The sequence below is a fragment of the Micromonospora globispora genome (assembly GCF_003857015.1).
Classification (GTDB): Bacteria; Actinomycetota; Actinomycetes; order Mycobacteriales; family Micromonosporaceae; genus Micromonospora; species Micromonospora globispora.
Window position 1 is genome coordinate 1 of record NZ_QGGF01000273.1, and the last position, 16,338, is coordinate 16,338.

Here is a 16,338-nt window from a genome sequence, read left to right on the forward strand (position 1 = left end):
GACAGACGCCGCGCCGGGACGCGGGGGCGCTGCCGGTACGCCGGCGTCCGGGCTCACGACGGTGGCCGGCCGCGCCCTCCCCGGCTGCGACCGGCCACCGTGTCCAGGGGCGACGGGTCAGTACGAGTACCCGGAGCTGCCACCGTCGGAGCTGCCCGAGTCGCCGGTCGACGGCGGGGCGACCGGCTTCGGGGTGCCGGTGGGCACGCAGGTGAGGTTCTTCTTGCCGTTCGGGTCGACCACGAACCAGGTGCCGCCGACGCCCTGGCCCTTCCACTGGCCCGGCTTCTTGTCACCGATGTAGCGGTAGACCGGCCAGCCGCCGACGGTGAGCTGCCGGGTGCCGTCCTGGCGGGTGATGGTGCCGACCTTGTCGTCGGAGACGCCCCGCAGCTGCGGGTTGCCGTCGGTCAGCGCCGGCGGCCAGACCTGGGCGCACTTGTCCACGCAGTTGGACGACGGCGGGTCGGCCGAGTCCTTGTCGAAGCGGTAGAGGACCCAGCCGTCCTGGTCGGTCACCACGGCGCCCATCCGGGGCAGCTTCTTGCCGACCAGCTGCTCGGTGAGCCGGACGTCGGCCGGGGGCGCCTGATCGGCGGCCTCCGCGGTGGCGGTGGCTTCCGGTTCGGCCGCGGTGGGTTCGGCCGCGGCGACGGCGACCGGCTCGGCCGCGCTCGAGTTCGCCCCGTCGTAACCCGCGGGAGCGCAGGCCGTTAGTGCGACCATCGCGCTCGCGACGATGACGGTTCGCTTCAGCTGTGCCACGTGCCCTCCTCATTCTTGGCAGTTCACCGGGTAGTACGGCCGGCTCGCTGTCAAGGTTGAAGGAGAAAGGGTGCTCCATTTCACATTGGACGGATTGAACCGTCCGGTCCGTCGATGCGTGCCGGAGCACGGAAGGCGTTCCGCTGTGGACACGCCGAAGCGGCGCGGGGCGTGGACCGCCCGGCGCCGGGGATCGTGGCGGGTCAGAGGCCGGCCAGCGTCACCAGCGGGCTGGCGACCCCCTTCACGTCGACGGACTGCACCTGGATCTTGGTGATGTCGTCCCGGCCGGCCGAGGTGGACGCGCTCAGCTCCAGCGGAAGCTGGTTGACGTTCGTGCCGTAGCCGCCGTTCGGCACCGCCCAGGTCGACACCACCTCGGTGGTGTGGTTCTTCCGAAACACCACCAGCCGGCAGGTACGTGGTCCGGGCAGCCGGGTGAGATACACGTCGATCTGGGTGCCGTACTCCTTCTTGGCCAGCCACATCGTGGTCTTCACGCCCGTGGTGGGGTCCACCTGGTTGTGCTGCTCGCCCTCGTGTTCGGTACCGCCGTCGCCCGGGTCGTCGGGGTCGGACGGCTTGCTGCTCGGCGGGCCGGTGACCGGGGCGGTCAGGGTCGACTCGGCGACCACCTGCGGACCGTCGTCGGTCCCCGCGATGCTGGCGAAGCCGACGCCGGTCAGGCCGCCGAAGACCACCACGGCCGCTGCCGTGGCCAGCAGCTGCCGGAACCGGTCCCGCCGGCGGTCCAGCCGCACCGCCATCAGCGTCCGGTCCAGCAACGCCGGGTCGGTGTGGGTCTGCTCCAGCGCGCTCATCGTCTCGCCGTCGATGCCGGAGAGCAGCCCCACCACCGGGACCATCGTCTCCAGTTCGGCGGCGCACGCCCAGCAGGTGGCGAGGTGCTCCTCGAACCGTTCGGTGTCCGCCTGATCCAGCACGCCGAGCGCGTACGCCGCGACGTCCAGGTGGTCTGCCCGGCTCATTCCGTCACCCCCCGCTCCTGCAGAGCCGTGCGCAGCGCGCGCAGCGCGTAGTAGACGCGCGACTTGGCGGTGCCGAGCGGAAGGCCCAGCTCCTCGGCCGCCTCCGGCACCGTACGGCCCCGGAAGTACGTCGCCACCAGGATCTCCCGGTGCGACTGGCTCAGCGTACGCAGCGCGTCCGCGACCGTCATCGTGCGCAGGACCCGGTCCGTGCTGTCCGCCTCGGCGAACGCGGTGAGATCCCGGTCGTACGTCTCCGCCGGGCGGGCCTGCTCGCTGCGGTGCTCGTCGATGGCGATCCGCCGGGCCACGGTGACCAGCCACGGGCGCAGCGATCCCTGACCCTGGGTGCCCAGCCGGTGCGCGTTGCGCCAGGCGCGCAACAGCGTCTCCTGGACGATGTCCTCCGCGCGCTGCCGGTCGCCCCCGGTCAGCCGCATCACGAACATCAGCAGCGGCCCGGCGTGCTCGGCGTAGAGCAGCCGGATCAGCTGGTCGGAATGACTGGCCTCAGGGGACGCGGCCTGGTGGCGCCCGGGCGCCGGTCGCGGCGTCACCGGGTCATTCTGGCGACCGGCGGGGCGAGCGTCGACCCCACGGCCCGACCCCGATGCGCGCGAATGCGGCTGGGCCCGGGCGAACATCCACTCGGGCCTGACCACGTCGCCCTGCCAGCCGGCCGCCACCGCATGCATGCAGACCTCCGGGTGTCCAGATGACATCAGCCGGCGCCCCACGGGCGTGGCCGCCCGGTGATACGGAGTGATCCGCCGAGCGGATCAACGGCGCACGGAAAAAATTCCGGGCGGGGGTGGGGTGGAGTCGGTGGCGTCCGCGTCGTGCACCACCGGGGCGCCGCCGGCGAACCGGTCCAACTCGACGCCGGCCAGCACCCGGCCGGGGAACCAGTCACCGGCCGCGCGCCGGGTCAGCTCCGGCACCGGCGGCTCGACCCGGGACGCCACCAGCACCAGGTTGCCGTAGCGCCGGCCGCGCAGCACCGCCGCGTCGCCGACCAGGCAGGCCCGGGGCAGCACCGACCGTATTGTGGCGACCTGGGCGCGGGCGTGCCGCAGCGGTGGGCCGTCCGCGATGTTCGCCAGATAGAAGCCGCCGGGGCGGAGCACCCGGGCCACCTCGGCGGCGTACTCCACAGAGGTGAGGTGGGCCGGGGTGCGGGCACCGGCGAAGACGTCCGCGACCACCACGTCGTAGCTGCCGTCCCGACCGGCGGTCAGGGTGGCCCGGGCATCGGCCACCCGCACCCGCAACCGGGGGTCGGTGGGCCAGGGCAGCGCCCGCCGCACCAGGTCCACCAGGGCGCCGTCCACCTCGGACACCCGCTGAGTGGACCCGGGTCGGGTGGCGGAGACGTACCGGGGCAGGGTCAGCGCGCCACCACCGAGGTGCAGCACGCGCAGCGGCGCGCCGGCCGGGACGATCATGTCGATCGCCGCGGCGAGCCGCCGGACGTACTCGAATTCCAGGTGGGTCGGGTCGGCCAGGTCCACGTGGGACTGTGGGGTACCGTCGAGCAGCAGCGTCCACGAGCCCGGCCGGTCGGCGGCCGGCACCAGCTCGGCCTGCCCGGTGTCGACCTGTTCGACCACCCGGTCGGCGCCCCGTCGGCGTCCCATCAGCGCCGGATCCCCCGGGCCGCCGCGGTCAGCACCCGGTGCAGCAGTCGGGCGTCGCCGAGCAGCCCGCGCAGCCGGCGTTCCAGCCCAGCGATCGGGATCAGATTCTGCGGCGCCCGCGGGTCCTTGTACGGCGTGGAGGCGAACCGGGGCAGGGTGACCAGGGAGAGGTCGGCCAGTTCGATCGCCTGGGCGTCGGTCAGTTCGGCCGAACACTCCACCCGGACGATGCCGGCCCAGGGGGCCCCACTCGTCACCGGCAGCCGGAGATACCACGAGTAACCGCCCCAGGCGGTGCCGAGCCGGAACACCGGGGACCGCTGACCCGGCGTCAGCCCGGTCACCACGGCGGTGAGCCGGGCGTCGAGGTACTGGCTGTGCTGGGTCTTGATGTAGCCGAGGGTGCGCGGCAGTTGCCGGCGGCTGCGCAGCGGGCCGTCCACCACCAGCAGGTCACCGTCGATCCGGGCGGCGTTGGAGACCTCCACCTCCAGCGCGGTCAGCGGGCCCTGCACCGCGGGCGGGAGCTTGCTCAGCTCACCCGTGCCGCCGACCCGGTGCACCGGGTACCGCACCCGCCCGGCGACCACGTCCTCGGCGGACGGGCTCGCGGTGAAGAGGCCCCGACTGACCCGGGCGCCGGCCAGCTCGGCCGCACCCCGCTCCAGGTCGCAGCGGACCACCCCGGCCGCGTACGAGGCGGCGATGCCGGGGAACGAGCCGCCGTCCTCCTCGGCCGTCCAGAGGCTGGCGTCGATCCGGCGTACCCCGTCGACGAGCAGCACCACCTCCGGGGCGAGCACGTCCCGCCGGACGCCGATCGCCCGCCAGTCCACCGCGGGCAGTTCGACGTCCGCGTCGACCTGGGCGCTGCTCGGTGCCGCCGGGCCGCCGCCGCCCGCCTCGAACGACGCCCCGTACGCCGGATCCCAGGCGTCGACGAAGAACCGCGTCACGCTGTACCCCTCACAGGCCGGTCCGCTCGACGCGGGCGGTGCGGGCGTCCTTGCGGACCTCGAAGCGGACCGGGATCCGGTCGGCCAGCGCCGGCACGTGGGTGACCACGCCAACCATCCGGTCGCCGCGGGCGGCCAGGTTTTCCAGCGTGGCGGCGACGGTGTCCAGGGTGGCCGCGTCGAGCGTGCCGAAGCCCTCGTCGAGCACGATGGACTCCAGGCTGGCGGCGGTGGTGGACATCCCGGCCAGTTGCTCGGACAGCGCGAGCGCCAGCGCCAGCGAGGCCTGGAAGGTCTCCCCGCCGGAGAGGGTGCGGACGGCCCGGCGCAGACCGGCGTCGTGGTGGTCGACCACGAAGAACTCGCCCTTGTCGTGGACCAGGTCGTACTGGCCGTTGGAGAGTTCGCGCAGGATCCTCGACGCGCCGTCAACCAGCAGATCCAACGCCTCAGCCAGCAGCCACCGCTCGAAGTTGTTGGCCCGCAGGTGCCCGGCGCGTTCGACGGCCCGCTTCTGCACCTCCTCGTAGACCCCGAGGCCGAGCAGGTTGACCAGGATCTGCTGCCGGGTGGCGGGCTTGGCGTGCAGGAAGTCGGCGAACTGCCCCTGTGGCAGCAGCACACAGCTGGTGAACTGCTCGTACGGCAGCCCGACCGCCTCCAGCACCGCCCGCTCCATCTCGGCGGGGGTGCCGGCGACCACCTCGCCGAGATCCTCCGGGCTGAGCCCGGTGTCGAGCTTCGTCACGTCGAAGCCGGCGGGCATGAGCTGCAATCCGGCGTTGGCGGTCTTGACCGTGCCCCGGCCGTCCCGCCGGACGACCCGGGTGGCCACGTACCGGGCGCCGGCGGACTCGAAGACCAGCCGAACCCGGGCCTCGTTGGCGGACGGGGCCAGCGCGTTCGCCAGGCCGCGGGTGCCGCCCCAGCGGGGCACGGTGCCGTAGAGGGCGAAGCAGATCGCGTCCAGCACCGTCGACTTGCCGGAGCCGGTCGGGCCGACCAGGGCGAAGAAGTCCGCGTCGGTGAAGTCGACGGTGGTCTCCTCGCGGAAGACGGTGAAGCCGGCCATGTCCAGCCGCATCGGTCGCATCAGTGGTCGACCCCCTCGAGGAGCTCGTCGAAGAGCTCCTGGACGCCCTCGTCGGCGTGCCCCCGGCTGTTCAGGTAATCGGCGAAGAGGTCGTGGGGGGAGCGGCCGGCCCGCTGGGCGGTGCGGGTGCCGCTGCCGGGCACGGGGACCAGCTCCGGGTCGATCCGGATCTCCAGCGCGCGGGGGAGCAGCTCCTGCACCTCCTCGCGGAGCCCGGCCCGGGGCTGCTCGCGAACGTACACCCGCAGCCAGCCCTCCGGCGCGTCGACCTCGGCGAGCTGGGCCAGGGTGCCCCGGACGGTGCGCAGCGGGACCGCCCCCGGCACCGGTACCTCCCGGATCTGGGCGGCGGTCTTCGCGGTGACCTCGACGACGGTCACCGACCCGACGTTCTCCTGCTCGCCGAAGTCGACCGGGAGCGGGCTGCCGCTGTACCGCACCGGGCAGGGCCCGATCACCCGCTGCGAGCGGTGCAGGTGGCCCAGCGCCACGTAGTGCGCGTTCCCGGGGAAGACCGTGGCCGGTACGGCGTACCCGAGGACGGTGTGGGCGTCCCGCTCGCCGCCGCCGGTGCTCGCGCCGACCACGGTCAGGTGGGCGGTGACCAGGTGCACCCGGTCGGGCTCGGTGAAACCCTCGGTGAGCCGGGCGAGGACCCGGCCGAGGTGGTCGGCGTACGTCTGGTTGGCCTCGGCGGCGGTGAGCTCGTACATCTCCACGGCGCGGACGGCGTACCGCTGGGAGAGGAAGGGCAGCGCGGCGAGCTGCCAGCGCTCGCCGTCGCGGGTGGTGCCGTCGATGATGTGCTCGGCCGGGTTGTCCCGGACGCTGCCCCGCAGGGTGATCCCGGCCGCCTCCGCCCAGGGGCGCAGCGCGTCCAGCGCCGGTCCGTTGTCGTGGTTGCCGCCGATGGCCACCACGTCCGCCCCGGTGCGCCGCAGCGCGGTCAGCGCCCGGGTCACCAGCCGGGTCGCCTCGGGGGTGGGCGCGGCGGTGTCGTAGAGGTCGCCGGCCACGATGACCAGGTCGGGCCGCTCCGCCCGGGCGATCTCGATCACCTGGGCGAGCACCTGCTTGTGCTCCTCGGCCCGGGACTGGCCCTTGAGGACCTTCCCGACGTGCCAGTCGGAGGTGTGCAGGATCTTCATCGGTGCGCTCCCTAGAACGGGATGTCGTCGTCGGTGGTGCCCGAGCCGACCACCGCGAACGGGTCCGCCGACTGGGTGATCGAGCGCAGCGTCTCGGAGGGGGCACGGCCGGCCTCGGAGACCCGGGTCGCCCAGGCCGGGAAGGGAAACTCCAGACAGAGCGGCACCGGGATGTCCGGCTGGTTGACGAACATGGTGCCCGGCTTGGCGAGCAGCGCCCGCTGCCGCTGGGCCGGCGGGAGGAAGCCGTACTCGGGGCGGGACGCCTCGGCCGGGTCGAGCCGGCCGACCACCCGGATCGCAGAGTTCGTGACGATCCGCCGTTCCACCTCGCTCGCCGTCTGCTGCGCGCCGACCAGGATCACCCCGAGCGAGCGGCCCCGCTCGGCGATGTCCAGCAGCACCTCCTTGATCGGGGAGGAGCCCTCGCGCGGGGCGTACTTGTTGAGCTCGTCGAGGACGACGAAGAGCAGCGGCTTGGCGGTGCCGGCCTTCTCCTTGCGCTCGAACTCGCTCTTGAGCGTCACGCCGACCACGAAGCGCTGCGCGCGGTCCGGCAGGTTGTGCAGGTCGACGACGGTGACCTGGGCACTCTCCGCGGTGTTGATGCTGTGTGGGCGGCGGGTGGCCAGGTCGCCCCGGATCAGCCGGCCCAGGTCCTTCTTGCTGCCGATCAGCCGGCGGGCGAACGCGTTGACCGTGCCGAGGCCGACCGCGCTGCCGGCCCAGTCGCTCCGGGTTTCATCGTCGTTGAGCTGCTCGACGATGTGGTCGACCAGGTCGGCGTACGACCCGAGCCGGACCCCGTCGATGCTCACTCCACCGTCGGCGGGCTGGGCGTACCGGGCCAGGTGGGCGGCGACCGAGTGCACCACCATCGTGTACTGCTGGCGCTCGTCGTCCGCGTCGGCGAAGACGTACGGCAGCAGCCGGTCGGCGCAGAACTCGCTCAGCGTCCAGTAGAAGCTGTCGACGCCGGTGAGCCGGCTGCTCACGTCCGGGGTGCCGGAGGAGTCGCCGACCCGGGGGGGCGCGTACACCCGCACGTCGGGGAAGGCGCCGGCGTCCAGCCCGAGCCGCGCGTACTCGGCCCGGGTGGCGTCGTCGAGCCGGGTGTTGGGGTGGTCGAGGAAGAGCAGGTCCTCGCCCTTGACGTTGAAGATCAGCGCCTTGGCGTTGACCGCGTCGCCGCCGAGCACCCCCGAGCGGAAGACCGAGTAGAGCAGGAAGGTGGCGAAGCTGGTCTTGGTGGCGACCCCGGAGATGCCGGAGATGGAGACGTGTGCGCCCCGGGTGCCGTCGAGGAAGTCGGCGTTGAGGTAGACCGGGACGCCGTCGCGGCCCATGCCCATCGGGATGCGCCGTTCCATCCGGTCGAAGTGCAGCGCCCGGGCCCGGGCGTCCCCCTCGGCCCGGTGCACCACCGCGCCCGGGGTGGGCGGCACGTACAGCTCGGGGTCGACCCGGGTGGTGGTGACCTCGGCCGCCTCCTGCACCTGCGCCGGGAGGGTGCCGTCGGCGATCGCGAAGACGTCGGAGTCGAACTGGGCACCCTCGTGCCGGGCGCGGACCTGGGTGACCACGCCGGCGATGGTCACCGGCTCCCGGTCGGGCAGCTCGCGGCGGGTGACCACCACGTCGTCGAGTTGGAGGTAGCTGCCGGGGGAGACGGCGGTCCAGAACGTCAGCGGGGTGGCGTCGGCGGTGCCGAGCACCCGGCCGACCGCCTCGCCGGGGCCGTCGAGCAGGTCGTCGGTCATCGGCGGACTCCGGTCGGCTGGTCGTCTCGGTCGCGGGGCACGTGGAGCATCCTGCCCGAGGGATGCGACAGGTTGCCACGCGACGCGGCGGACGCCACGCCACCACCTCGGGGATCCTGGCCCAGCGGAACGGCGCGTGCGCGTTCCGTCACCGGATCGTCCCCTTTTCCGCCCCGGCCGCGCTCATCCGGGAGAACATGCAGGTAGCCCAGATCCCGGGCGCGAGGAGCGACCGTGACTTCGTCAGGTGGCCGATGGGCCGCGTTGCTGGCCCTCGCCGTGCTGCCCCCGGTGCTGGAGGCCGCCGCGCTGATGGCCATCAATTTCCACGGCGCTCGCGGCCTGCCTCCCCAGGTCACCGCCGTCTGGCCGTACGACTCCTACCACGACCTGCGCTGGCTGCTGGTCTACCACAACTCCTGGTGGTCGTTCCTGCTCGGCCTGCTGGCCCTCATCGCCTTCCGGGGCGTCCTGTCGGCCGGGCTGACCGCGCTGGCCTGGCCCGCGAGCGTGAACCGTCCCTCGTTCGAATGGCTGGTCAAGCGGAACCTGGAGGTGGCCGCGCTCGCCGCGGTGATCATCTCGCCCTGGGCCGCGCTCTCGGTCGCGTTCTCCACCGTCGCGCTCTCCTGGTACCTGCTCGCCTCGCTCATCCCGATGCTGGTGCTGACCCCGTTCCTCCAGCGGGCCGGGGTGGTCGGGCACTGGTGGCGGGGCCTGCCCACGGTCGAACTGCTCGGCTGGTCGCTGCTGAACTTCGCGCTGCTCACAGCCGCCGCCGCCCTCGTCGTGAGCGTTCCGGGCTGGTGGTCGGTCGCGGTGGTCGCCCTCGCCGGAGCGGCGAACGCGCTGCTCTGGCGCCAGACCGTGGCCGCGGCCGCACTGCCCCGGCGGATCCGCTGGCCGCGGGTCCCGGTGGCACCGATCGCGATCCTGCTCACCATGGCCGCCGCGGTCGGGTGGCAGTCGCTGTTCGGCCTGGTGGTGAGCGGGCCGAAGGAGTGGCGTCCCCCGGTGATCTCCCAGCCGCTGCCGGACCGGGTCCCGCACGCGCTGATCGCGATCGCCGGGCACGATTCGCGCTGGGACGGACGGCCGCCGGCGGATCCGCGGGTCGAGCGCTTCTCCTATCGCGGGCTCGACGGCCAGGGCAGGCCACTGCAGTACGGGCCGAGGGACACCCACCAGTCGCTCGGCTCCAGCGCGGCCCTGCTCGCGGCGCAGGTCGACGAGGTGCACCGGCGTACCGGCCGGCCGGTCGCGCTGCTCGGGGAGAGCGAGGGCGCCATGGTGGCCCGCATGTACCTGGAGAAGTGGCCGAAGCCGTCCCCGGTGGAGGCGGTGATGCTGTTCAGCCCGCTGGTCCAGCCGGGCCGGGCCTACTATCCGCCGCCGGGACACAGCGGCTGGGGGCTGGCCGTGGGCTGGGAGCTGCGGGGCATTTTCGCGCTGGCGAACCTGCCGCAGAAGGTGAAGAGCAACCCCGACCAGCCGTTCGTCCGCTCGGTCCTGGTCGATGCGCCCTTCCTTCGCAACCGCACGCTCTGCCCGGTGCCAGGGGTACGCATGATCGCGTTCCTGCCGACGGTCAGTGCGGTGGAGGCGCCGCCCGGCGAGTACAGCCAGATCCCGGTCTTCCAGCTGCCCGCCTTCCACGGGGGCCTGCTCGGCCGGCGGGCCGCTGAGACCCGCGTGGTGGATTTCCTCGCCGGCGGTGAGATCGACCGACCAAGGCGGGAGTACCGCCTGCTGCAGCGGTTGGGTGCCGCGTGGCAGCCTCCCCCGCTCGCGCTGTCGGTCAACCCGATCTGGTCGGCCACCCGGGAGGCCGACCCGGCCTTCACCGGCCGCGTCTGCCAGGCCCGCTGAGCTGGCCGGCGCCCGACCACCGCGCCCATCCGAACCGCCTCCGTTGCACCACGTGGTGAACGCGGCACGAAAAGTTGTGGAAAAAATCTTGGCCGCAACTCGTGACAGGGAAGGGCACCGTGACGCAAAAATATGCAACAGCGCATCGAGGATCTTTTGTCCATCGATCCGTGCTGCGCCGTCGCGCCCGTCACCTGCGGAGTCGCGACCGGTCCGTTGTCCACCACCGACGGATCACCCGTCAGTCGGCACCCCCCGACTGGCAGTCCTAGTGAAGGTAGGAACTTCATGCGTCGTACCACTCTCCTCGGCGGGCTGGCCACGGCCGCGCTGCTGGCCGCGGCCGGCACGCTGCCGGCCACGGCCTCCGCCGCGCCCGCCACCTCCGCCGACGCGTTCACCCGCGCGGTGGCCCAGCTCAAGGCTCACGCGGGCAGCGCGCTCGTCGCCGACGGCCAGAGCTTCACCCTCCAGAACGTCCTCACCGACGCCGACGGCACCGAGCACGTCCGCGTGCACCGCTACCAGGACGGCCTGCCGGTCCTGGGCGGCGACACCGTCGTGCACCTGGGCAAGGGCAACACCTGGCGGGGCGCCAGCCAGACCCTGACCGCGGCGCCCACCCGGGGCGCCAAGGCCACGATCAGCGCCGCGGCCGCCGGCCGCATCGCGCTGGCCGCCTCCACCGCCACCGGCACCAAAGTCGACGGCAGCCAGCTGGTCTACGACGCCGGCCGCTCCGGCACCGCCCTGGCCTACCAGGTCGTGGTGAGCGGGGTCCGTGCCGACGGCACGCCCAGCCAGCTGAACGTGCTGGTCGACGCCACCACCGGCGCGGTCCGCGACGCGTGGGACGCCATCCAGGCGGACGGCACCGGCAACACCTTCCACTCCGGCTCCGTCCCGGTGGGCACCACCCTCTCCGGCGGCACCTACCAGCTCAACGACGGCGCCCGGGGCGGTCACAAGACCTACGACCTGAACGGTGGCACCAGCGGCACCGGCACCCTGGTCACCAACGCCTCGAACGTCTTCGGCGACGGCACCCTGGCCAACCGCCAGACCACCGCCGCCGACGCGGCCTACGGCGCGGCCGAGACCTGGGACTACTACAAGAACACCTTCGGCCGCAACGGCATCCGCAACGACGGTGTGGCCGCCTACAGCCGGGTGCACTACAGCACCAACTACGTCAACGCGTTCTGGAGCGACTCCTGCTTCTGCATGACGTACGGCGACGGTGACCCGTCCCAGGGCTGGACCCCGCTGACCTCGCTGGACGTGGCCGGGCACGAGATGAGCCACGGCGTCACCAGCAACACCGCCGGCCTGCGCTACAGCGGTGAGTCCGGCGGCCTCAACGAGGCCACCAGCGACATCTTCGGCACCATGGTCGAGTTCTACGCGGCCAACAGCAACGACCCGGGTGACTACCTGATCGGCGAGGAGCTGCGCACCAACGGCGTGCCGCTGCGCTACATGGACAAGCCGTCCAAGGACGGTTCCTCGGCCGACTGCTGGTCCCGCCGGGTCGGCAGCCTGGACGTCCACTACTCCTCGGGCGTGGCGAACCACTTCTTCTACCTGCTCGCCGTCGGCAGCGGCGCGTCGTCGTACGGCAACAGCCCGACCTGCAACGGCAGCACGGTGACCGGCATCGGCAACGCCAAGGCCGGCGCCATCTGGTACCGCGCCCTGACGGTCTACATGACCTCGCGCACCGACTACGCCGGTGCCCGAGCCGCCAGCCTTTCCGCCGCCGCCGACCTGTACGGCAGCGGCAGCACCGAGTACAACACGGTCGCCGCCGCCTGGTCGGCCGTGAGCGTCAACTGAGCAACACGACCCGGTGACGGGGGCGGCGCGGACAGCGCCGCCCCCGTTCGTCGTACCCGGCTCCGGTTGACGCCCGGGCGCCAGCGTACAAGCCGGTGGTGGCCTCCGTTCGCTGCTTGACGGCGTCACTCGCGGGCGTAGCGCAGCATCAGCGTCCCGTCGTCGGCGGCCAGCGCGTGGCGCAGCGGTAGTTCCCGGGGCGGGCTGGCGTCGCCGGCGGTGATCCGGCCCGGACCGGCCCCGGCAAGCAGGGGCGCCACGGTGAGGCAGAGCTCGTCGACCAGGTCGGCCGCGGTGAGCGCACCGAACAGGTACGGGCCGCCCTCGCAGAGCAGCTGGTGCAGCCCGCGGCGGCGCAGCTCGGCGAGGCCGGCAGCGAGGTCCACCCGGTCGTCGCCGCAGCGGATCAGCTCCGCCACCTCGGTCAGCCCCGGCGGCGGCTCGACGGCGGACCGGGTGAGCACGAGCGGCCGGACGGGTGCGTCGGCGAACGCCGCCTGGGTCGGGTCCAGCCGGAGCGAGCCGGAGACCACCACCAGCGTCGGGTACTCGGCCAGACCGTGCTCCCGCCGCCAGGCGCGGCGCGGCTCGCTGAGCCGGACGGCCCGGTAGCCCTCGTGCCGCAGCGTCCCGGCGGCCACCACGAGGCCGTCGCAAAGCATCCGCAGCAGCCCGAAGACCCGCTTGTCCGGCTCGCCCGACAGCCCGGCGGAGTACCCGTCGAGGGTGACCGCCCCGTCGGCGCTGGCCACGAAGTTCACCCGTAGGTGCGGTCCGTCGGCGCGGCCGTAGAGCGTGGCGAGTTCAGCATCCGTCAGCGGTCCGGTCGCCGGCGTCGGCCAGATCCGGGAAATCGCTGTTCCAACGGTCATTCGCTGGCCGGACCGGTGACCGGAGGGGTGGGTCGGGGGGTACGGTGCTGGCAGTCGCACCACTTCCGCCCTGGACACTCGTCGTGCCGTCGTTCGCGGCACGCTCGGCAGATCATGCTGGCAGCCTATGCCGAGGGAGGTTGGGACAACGATGCCGCGTCAGATCTTCCAGTTGAACGTTTCCCTGGCCGGGGTCCGGCCGCCGGTGTGGCGGCGGGTGCTGGTGCCCGGCGGGTACACCCTGGACCGGCTGCACCGGGTGGTGCAGTACGCGATGGGCTGGCGCGACTGCCACCTGCACTCGTTCGAGATCGACGGCCTCCAGTACGGCGAGCCTGACCCCGACGGTGAGCTGGCGCTCCGCGACGAGTTGGACGTCCGCCTGGACGAGGTGGTGAGCAAGGGCAGCCGGTTCCACTACACGTACGACTTCGGCGACTGGTGGGAGCACGACCTGCTGGTGGAGGACGTCTGCACCGCCGATCCGGACGAGCGTTACCCCTGTTGCATGGACGGGGAGCGGGCCTGCCCGCCGGAGGACGTCGGCGGCCCCTCCGGCTATCTGGTCCTGCTGGCCGCCCTGGCCGATCCGGGTCACCCCGAGCACGGGGCGATGCGGGAGTGGGCCGGCGAGCGTTTCGACCCGGACGCCTTCGACGCCGCCCGGGCCTCGACCCTGCTGCGCCGCCTCTGCTGACTGCGGCGAGGCGCGCCCGGTTGCTGCCCTCGGGTGGGCCGGTAACGAAATGGGAACGCTCCCACGCATGCGTTGACACACGTGACGCCGGCCGACAGGCTCATGGGAGTTCTGCCGACCCTGCCTGGAAGGTGCCGTCACGTCGTGAGCAACCCAGCCACCCCGCTCGGCCTCCTCGACCCGGGACGGGAGCTCGCCTTCCCGCCCGGATTCCACTGGGGCGCGGCCACCGCCGCGTACCAGATCGAGGGGGCGGCCCGTGAGGGCGGACGCACCCCGTCGATCTGGGACACGTTCAGCCACACCGAGGGCCGGACGGTGGCCGGGCACACCGGCGATGTGGCCTGCGACCACTACCACCGGATGCCCGACGACGTCCGGCTGATGGCGGAGCTGGGGCTGACCTCGTACCGGTTCTCGATCTCCTGGCCGCGGGTGCAGCCCGGCGGCGCGGGCGCGGCGAACCAGGAGGGGCTGGACTTCTACCGGCGACTGGTCGACGAACTGCTGGCGCACGGCATCGAGCCCTGGCTCACCCTCTACCACTGGGACCTGCCCCAGCCGCTAGAGGACGCCGGCGGCTGGCCCGCCCGGGACACCGCCGGCCGGTTCGCCGACTACGCCCAGCTCGTCGCGGACGCCCTCGGCGACCGGGTGCGCCACTGGACCACCCTCAACGAGCCGTGGTGCTCGGCGTTCCTCGGCTACGGCTCCGGGGTCCACGCGCCGGGGCGCTCCGACGGGGCGGACGCCGTCCGGGCCGGCCACCACCTGATGCTCGGCCACGGGCTGGCCGTGCAGGCGCTGCGGGCGTCCCGCCCGGAGGCCCAGCTCGGCATCACGCTCAACCTCTACCCGGTCACCCCGGCCACCGACGCGGACGGCGACATCGACGCGGCCCGGCGCATCGACGGGCTGGCGAACCGGTTCTTCCTGGATCCGGTGCTGCGCGGGTGGTACCCGACGGACCTGACGGCCGACCTGCGCCGGGTCAGCGACTTCGGGCACGTCCGGGACGGCGATCTGGAGATCATCTCCGCCCCGCTGGACCTGGTCGGGGTCAACTACTACAGCCGGCACGTGGTCGCCGCGCCGATGCCCGGCGCGGAGCCCGAGGCGTACTGGCGGGCGCCGTCGTGCTGGCCGGGCAGCGAGGACGTCCGATTCGTCACCCGGGGCGTCCCGGTCACCGACATGGACTGGGAGATCGACGCCCCCGGACTGGTCGAGACGCTGCAACGGGTCCACCGCGACTACACCGACCTGCCGCTCTACGTCACCGAGAACGGCTCCGCCTTCGTCGACCGGGTGGTCGACGGCCGGGTCGACGACCCCGAGCGGCTGGCGTACTTCGACGCGCACCTGCGCGCCGCGCACGCGGCGATCAGCGCCGGGGTGCCGCTCAAGGGCTACTTCGCCTGGTCACTGCTGGACAACTTCGAGTGGGCGTGGGGCTACACCAAGCGCTTCGGCATGGTCTACGTCGACTACGACAACCAGGCACGGATCCCCAAGTCCAGCGCCCGGTGGTACGCCGACGTGATCCGACGCAACGGGCTGGCCGCACAATAGGCTCCAGGTCAGCCAGTAACGGGCGGTCCGGCACCGACGCCGTTGGAGGTGCCGGGTCCGTCCGACGTCGGAGGAGCAGACGATGACAACGCAGCGCACCCGCTCGCTCGGGCGCCCGACCCTCGACGCGGTCGCCGCCCGCGCCGGCGTGGGGCGCGGCACGGTCTCTCGCGTGGTCAACGGCTCGCCCCAGGTCAGCCCGGAGGCCCGGGCCGCCGTCCAAGCGGCGATCGCCGAGCTCGGGTACGTGCCGAACCGGGCTGCGCGGGCGCTGGTGACGCAGCGGACCGACTCGGTGGCGCTGGTGGTCTCCGAGTCCGGTGAGCGGGTCTTCACCGAGCCGTTCTTCGCCGCCATCGTGCGGGGCGTCAGCTCCGGCCTGCTGGACACCCCGATGCAGCTCTGGCTGGCCATGGTGCAGTCGCCGATCGAGCGGGAACGGGTCGAGCACCACCTGACCAACCAGCACGTCGACGGCGTCCTTCTGCTCTCGCTGCACGACGCCGACCCGCTGCCCACCCTGCTGGAGGAGCGGGGCCTGCCGACGGTGCTCGGCGGTCGCCCGGCCCGGATGCTGGAGCCGGGCGCCCAGCCGGCCTGGTACGTCGACGTGGACAACGTCGGTGGAGCCCGGCAGGCGGTGGAGCACCTGGCCGGCCAGGGCCGCCGCCGGATCGCCCACATCGCCGGCCCGCAGGACATGGGCGCCGGCGTGGCGCGGTTGGCCGGCTATCGGGAGGCGATCCGGTCCGCCGGTGCCGGCACCGACGAGGACCTGATCGCGTACGGGGACTTCAGCGAGGGCAGCGGCACCGCCGGCATGCGCCGGCTGCTGGAGATCTGCCCGGACCTGGACGGGGTCTTCGTCGCCTCCGACCTGATGGCGTTCGGTGCCCTGCGTACGCTGCGCGAGGCCGGCCGGCGGGTCCCCGAGGACGTGGCGGTGGTGGGCTTCGACGACGCCCCGATCGCCCGGCAGGCCGAGCCGCCGCTGACCACGGTCTTCCAGCCGGTGGAGGAGATGGGCCGCCAGATGGCCCGGCTGCTGGTCTCCCGGATCAGCGGCGAGGAGGTCCCCACCCCGCACGTCGTCCTGCCCACCGAACTCATCCACCGCGCCTCCGCCTGACCGGCGGGCCCGAGC

14 protein-coding genes are annotated in these 16,338 nt (G+C 73.0%); 5 read left to right on the forward strand and 9 right to left on the reverse strand.

The annotated features are described in order from the left end of the window. Positions 1–117 precede the first annotated feature (117 nt). The 8 genes from DKL51_RS12755 to DKL51_RS12790 form a co-directional block, all read right to left on the reverse strand. Positions 118–765, reverse strand: coding sequence for a hypothetical protein (locus DKL51_RS12755; RefSeq protein WP_124812070.1), 648 nt, complete (start codon positions 763–765; stop codon positions 118–120). A 203-nt stretch (positions 766–968) separates the two neighbouring features. Next, complete coding sequence (locus DKL51_RS12760) at positions 969–1,754, reverse strand: anti-sigma factor family protein (protein WP_124812071.1); 786 nt, start codon at positions 1,752–1,754, stop codon at positions 969–971. Further along, on the reverse strand, positions 1,751–2,449 hold the full coding sequence (locus tag DKL51_RS12765; RefSeq protein WP_109947900.1) for a sigma-70 family RNA polymerase sigma factor: 699 nt from the start codon (positions 2,447–2,449) through the stop codon (positions 1,751–1,753). Before DKL51_RS12765 ends, DKL51_RS12760 begins: the two co-directional genes overlap by 4 nt. A gap of 84 nt (positions 2,450–2,533) precedes the next feature. After that, positions 2,534–3,391, reverse strand: a complete 858-nt coding sequence (locus DKL51_RS12770; protein WP_109947899.1) for a spermidine synthase — start codon at positions 3,389–3,391, stop codon at positions 2,534–2,536. Next, entirely contained in the window at positions 3,391–4,347 is a 957-nt protein-coding gene (locus tag DKL51_RS12775; RefSeq protein ID WP_124812072.1) for a hypothetical protein, read from the reverse strand. Before DKL51_RS12775 ends, DKL51_RS12770 begins: the two co-directional genes overlap by 1 nt. Positions 4,348–4,357: 10 nt before the next feature. Then, entirely contained in the window at positions 4,358–5,440 is a 1,083-nt protein-coding gene (locus tag DKL51_RS12780; RefSeq protein WP_124812073.1) for an AAA family ATPase, read from the reverse strand. After that, on the reverse strand, positions 5,440–6,588 hold the full coding sequence (locus DKL51_RS12785; protein WP_109946302.1) for an exonuclease SbcCD subunit D: 1,149 nt from the start codon (positions 6,586–6,588) through the stop codon (positions 5,440–5,442). Before DKL51_RS12785 ends, DKL51_RS12780 begins: the two co-directional genes overlap by 1 nt. Positions 6,589–6,599: 11 nt before the next feature. Then, positions 6,600–8,348, reverse strand: coding sequence for an ATP-binding protein (locus DKL51_RS12790; protein WP_124812074.1), 1,749 nt, complete (start codon positions 8,346–8,348; stop codon positions 6,600–6,602). Positions 8,349–8,582: 234 nt separating this feature from the next. Here DKL51_RS12790 and DKL51_RS12795 point away from each other — a divergent pair, with 234 nt between their 5' ends. Then, entirely contained in the window at positions 8,583–10,217 is a 1,635-nt protein-coding gene (locus DKL51_RS12795; RefSeq protein WP_109946304.1) for an alpha/beta fold hydrolase, read from the forward strand. 288 nt (positions 10,218–10,505) lie between these two features. Further along, on the forward strand, positions 10,506–12,053 hold the full coding sequence (locus DKL51_RS12800; protein WP_109946305.1) for a M4 family metallopeptidase: 1,548 nt from the start codon (positions 10,506–10,508) through the stop codon (positions 12,051–12,053). A 125-nt stretch (positions 12,054–12,178) separates the two neighbouring features. On the opposite strand, the gene DKL51_RS12805 is transcribed toward DKL51_RS12800, so the two are convergent. Further along, on the reverse strand, positions 12,179–12,925 hold the full coding sequence (locus DKL51_RS12805) for a pyrimidine reductase family protein (RefSeq protein WP_109966475.1): 747 nt from the start codon (positions 12,923–12,925) through the stop codon (positions 12,179–12,181). Between the two features lie 151 nt (positions 12,926–13,076). Here DKL51_RS12805 and DKL51_RS12810 point away from each other — a divergent pair, with 151 nt between their 5' ends. The 3 genes from DKL51_RS12810 to DKL51_RS12820 all read left to right on the forward strand — a co-directional run bounded on the left by DKL51_RS12810 (position 13,077) and on the right by DKL51_RS12820 (position 16,323). After that, the gene (locus tag DKL51_RS12810) at positions 13,077–13,622 is read left to right on the forward strand and encodes a plasmid pRiA4b ORF-3 family protein (protein WP_109946307.1); all 546 of its coding nucleotides are present in this window, start codon (positions 13,077–13,079) and stop codon (positions 13,620–13,622) included. A gap of 144 nt (positions 13,623–13,766) precedes the next feature. After that, the gene (locus DKL51_RS12815) at positions 13,767–15,194 is read left to right on the forward strand and encodes a GH1 family beta-glucosidase (protein ID WP_124812075.1); all 1,428 of its coding nucleotides are present in this window, start codon (positions 13,767–13,769) and stop codon (positions 15,192–15,194) included. Positions 15,195–15,276: 82 nt separating this feature from the next. After that, on the forward strand, positions 15,277–16,323 hold the full coding sequence (locus tag DKL51_RS12820) for a LacI family DNA-binding transcriptional regulator (RefSeq protein WP_124812076.1): 1,047 nt from the start codon (positions 15,277–15,279) through the stop codon (positions 16,321–16,323). Positions 16,324–16,338: the final 15 nt, after the last annotated feature.

Bases quoted from the DNA above. Each gene is read 5' to 3' on its own strand.
- DKL51_RS12760 (WP_124812071.1), bottom strand. From the start codon at position 1,754: ATGAGCCGGGCAGACCACCTGGACGTCGCGGCGTACGCGCTCGGCGTG.
- DKL51_RS12765 (WP_109947900.1), bottom strand. From the start codon at position 2,449: ATGCATGCGGTGGCGGCCGGCTGGCAGGGCGACGTGGTCAGGCCCGAG.
- DKL51_RS12770 (WP_109947899.1), bottom strand. From the start codon at position 3,391: ATGGGACGCCGACGGGGCGCCGACCGGGTGGTCGAACAGGTCGACACC.
- DKL51_RS12780 (WP_124812073.1), bottom strand. From the start codon at position 5,440: ATGCGACCGATGCGGCTGGACATGGCCGGCTTCACCGTCTTCCGCGAG.
- DKL51_RS12785 (WP_109946302.1), bottom strand. From the start codon at position 6,588: ATGAAGATCCTGCACACCTCCGACTGGCACGTCGGGAAGGTCCTCAAG.
- DKL51_RS12790 (WP_124812074.1), bottom strand. From the start codon at position 8,348: ATGACCGACGACCTGCTCGACGGCCCCGGCGAGGCGGTCGGCCGGGTG.
- DKL51_RS12800 (WP_109946305.1), top strand. From the start codon at position 10,506: ATGCGTCGTACCACTCTCCTCGGCGGGCTGGCCACGGCCGCGCTGCTG.
- DKL51_RS12805 (WP_109966475.1), bottom strand. From the start codon at position 12,925: ATGACCGTTGGAACAGCGATTTCCCGGATCTGGCCGACGCCGGCGACC.
- DKL51_RS12810 (WP_109946307.1), top strand. From the start codon at position 13,077: ATGCCGCGTCAGATCTTCCAGTTGAACGTTTCCCTGGCCGGGGTCCGG.
- DKL51_RS12820 (WP_124812076.1), top strand. From the start codon at position 15,277: ATGACAACGCAGCGCACCCGCTCGCTCGGGCGCCCGACCCTCGACGCG.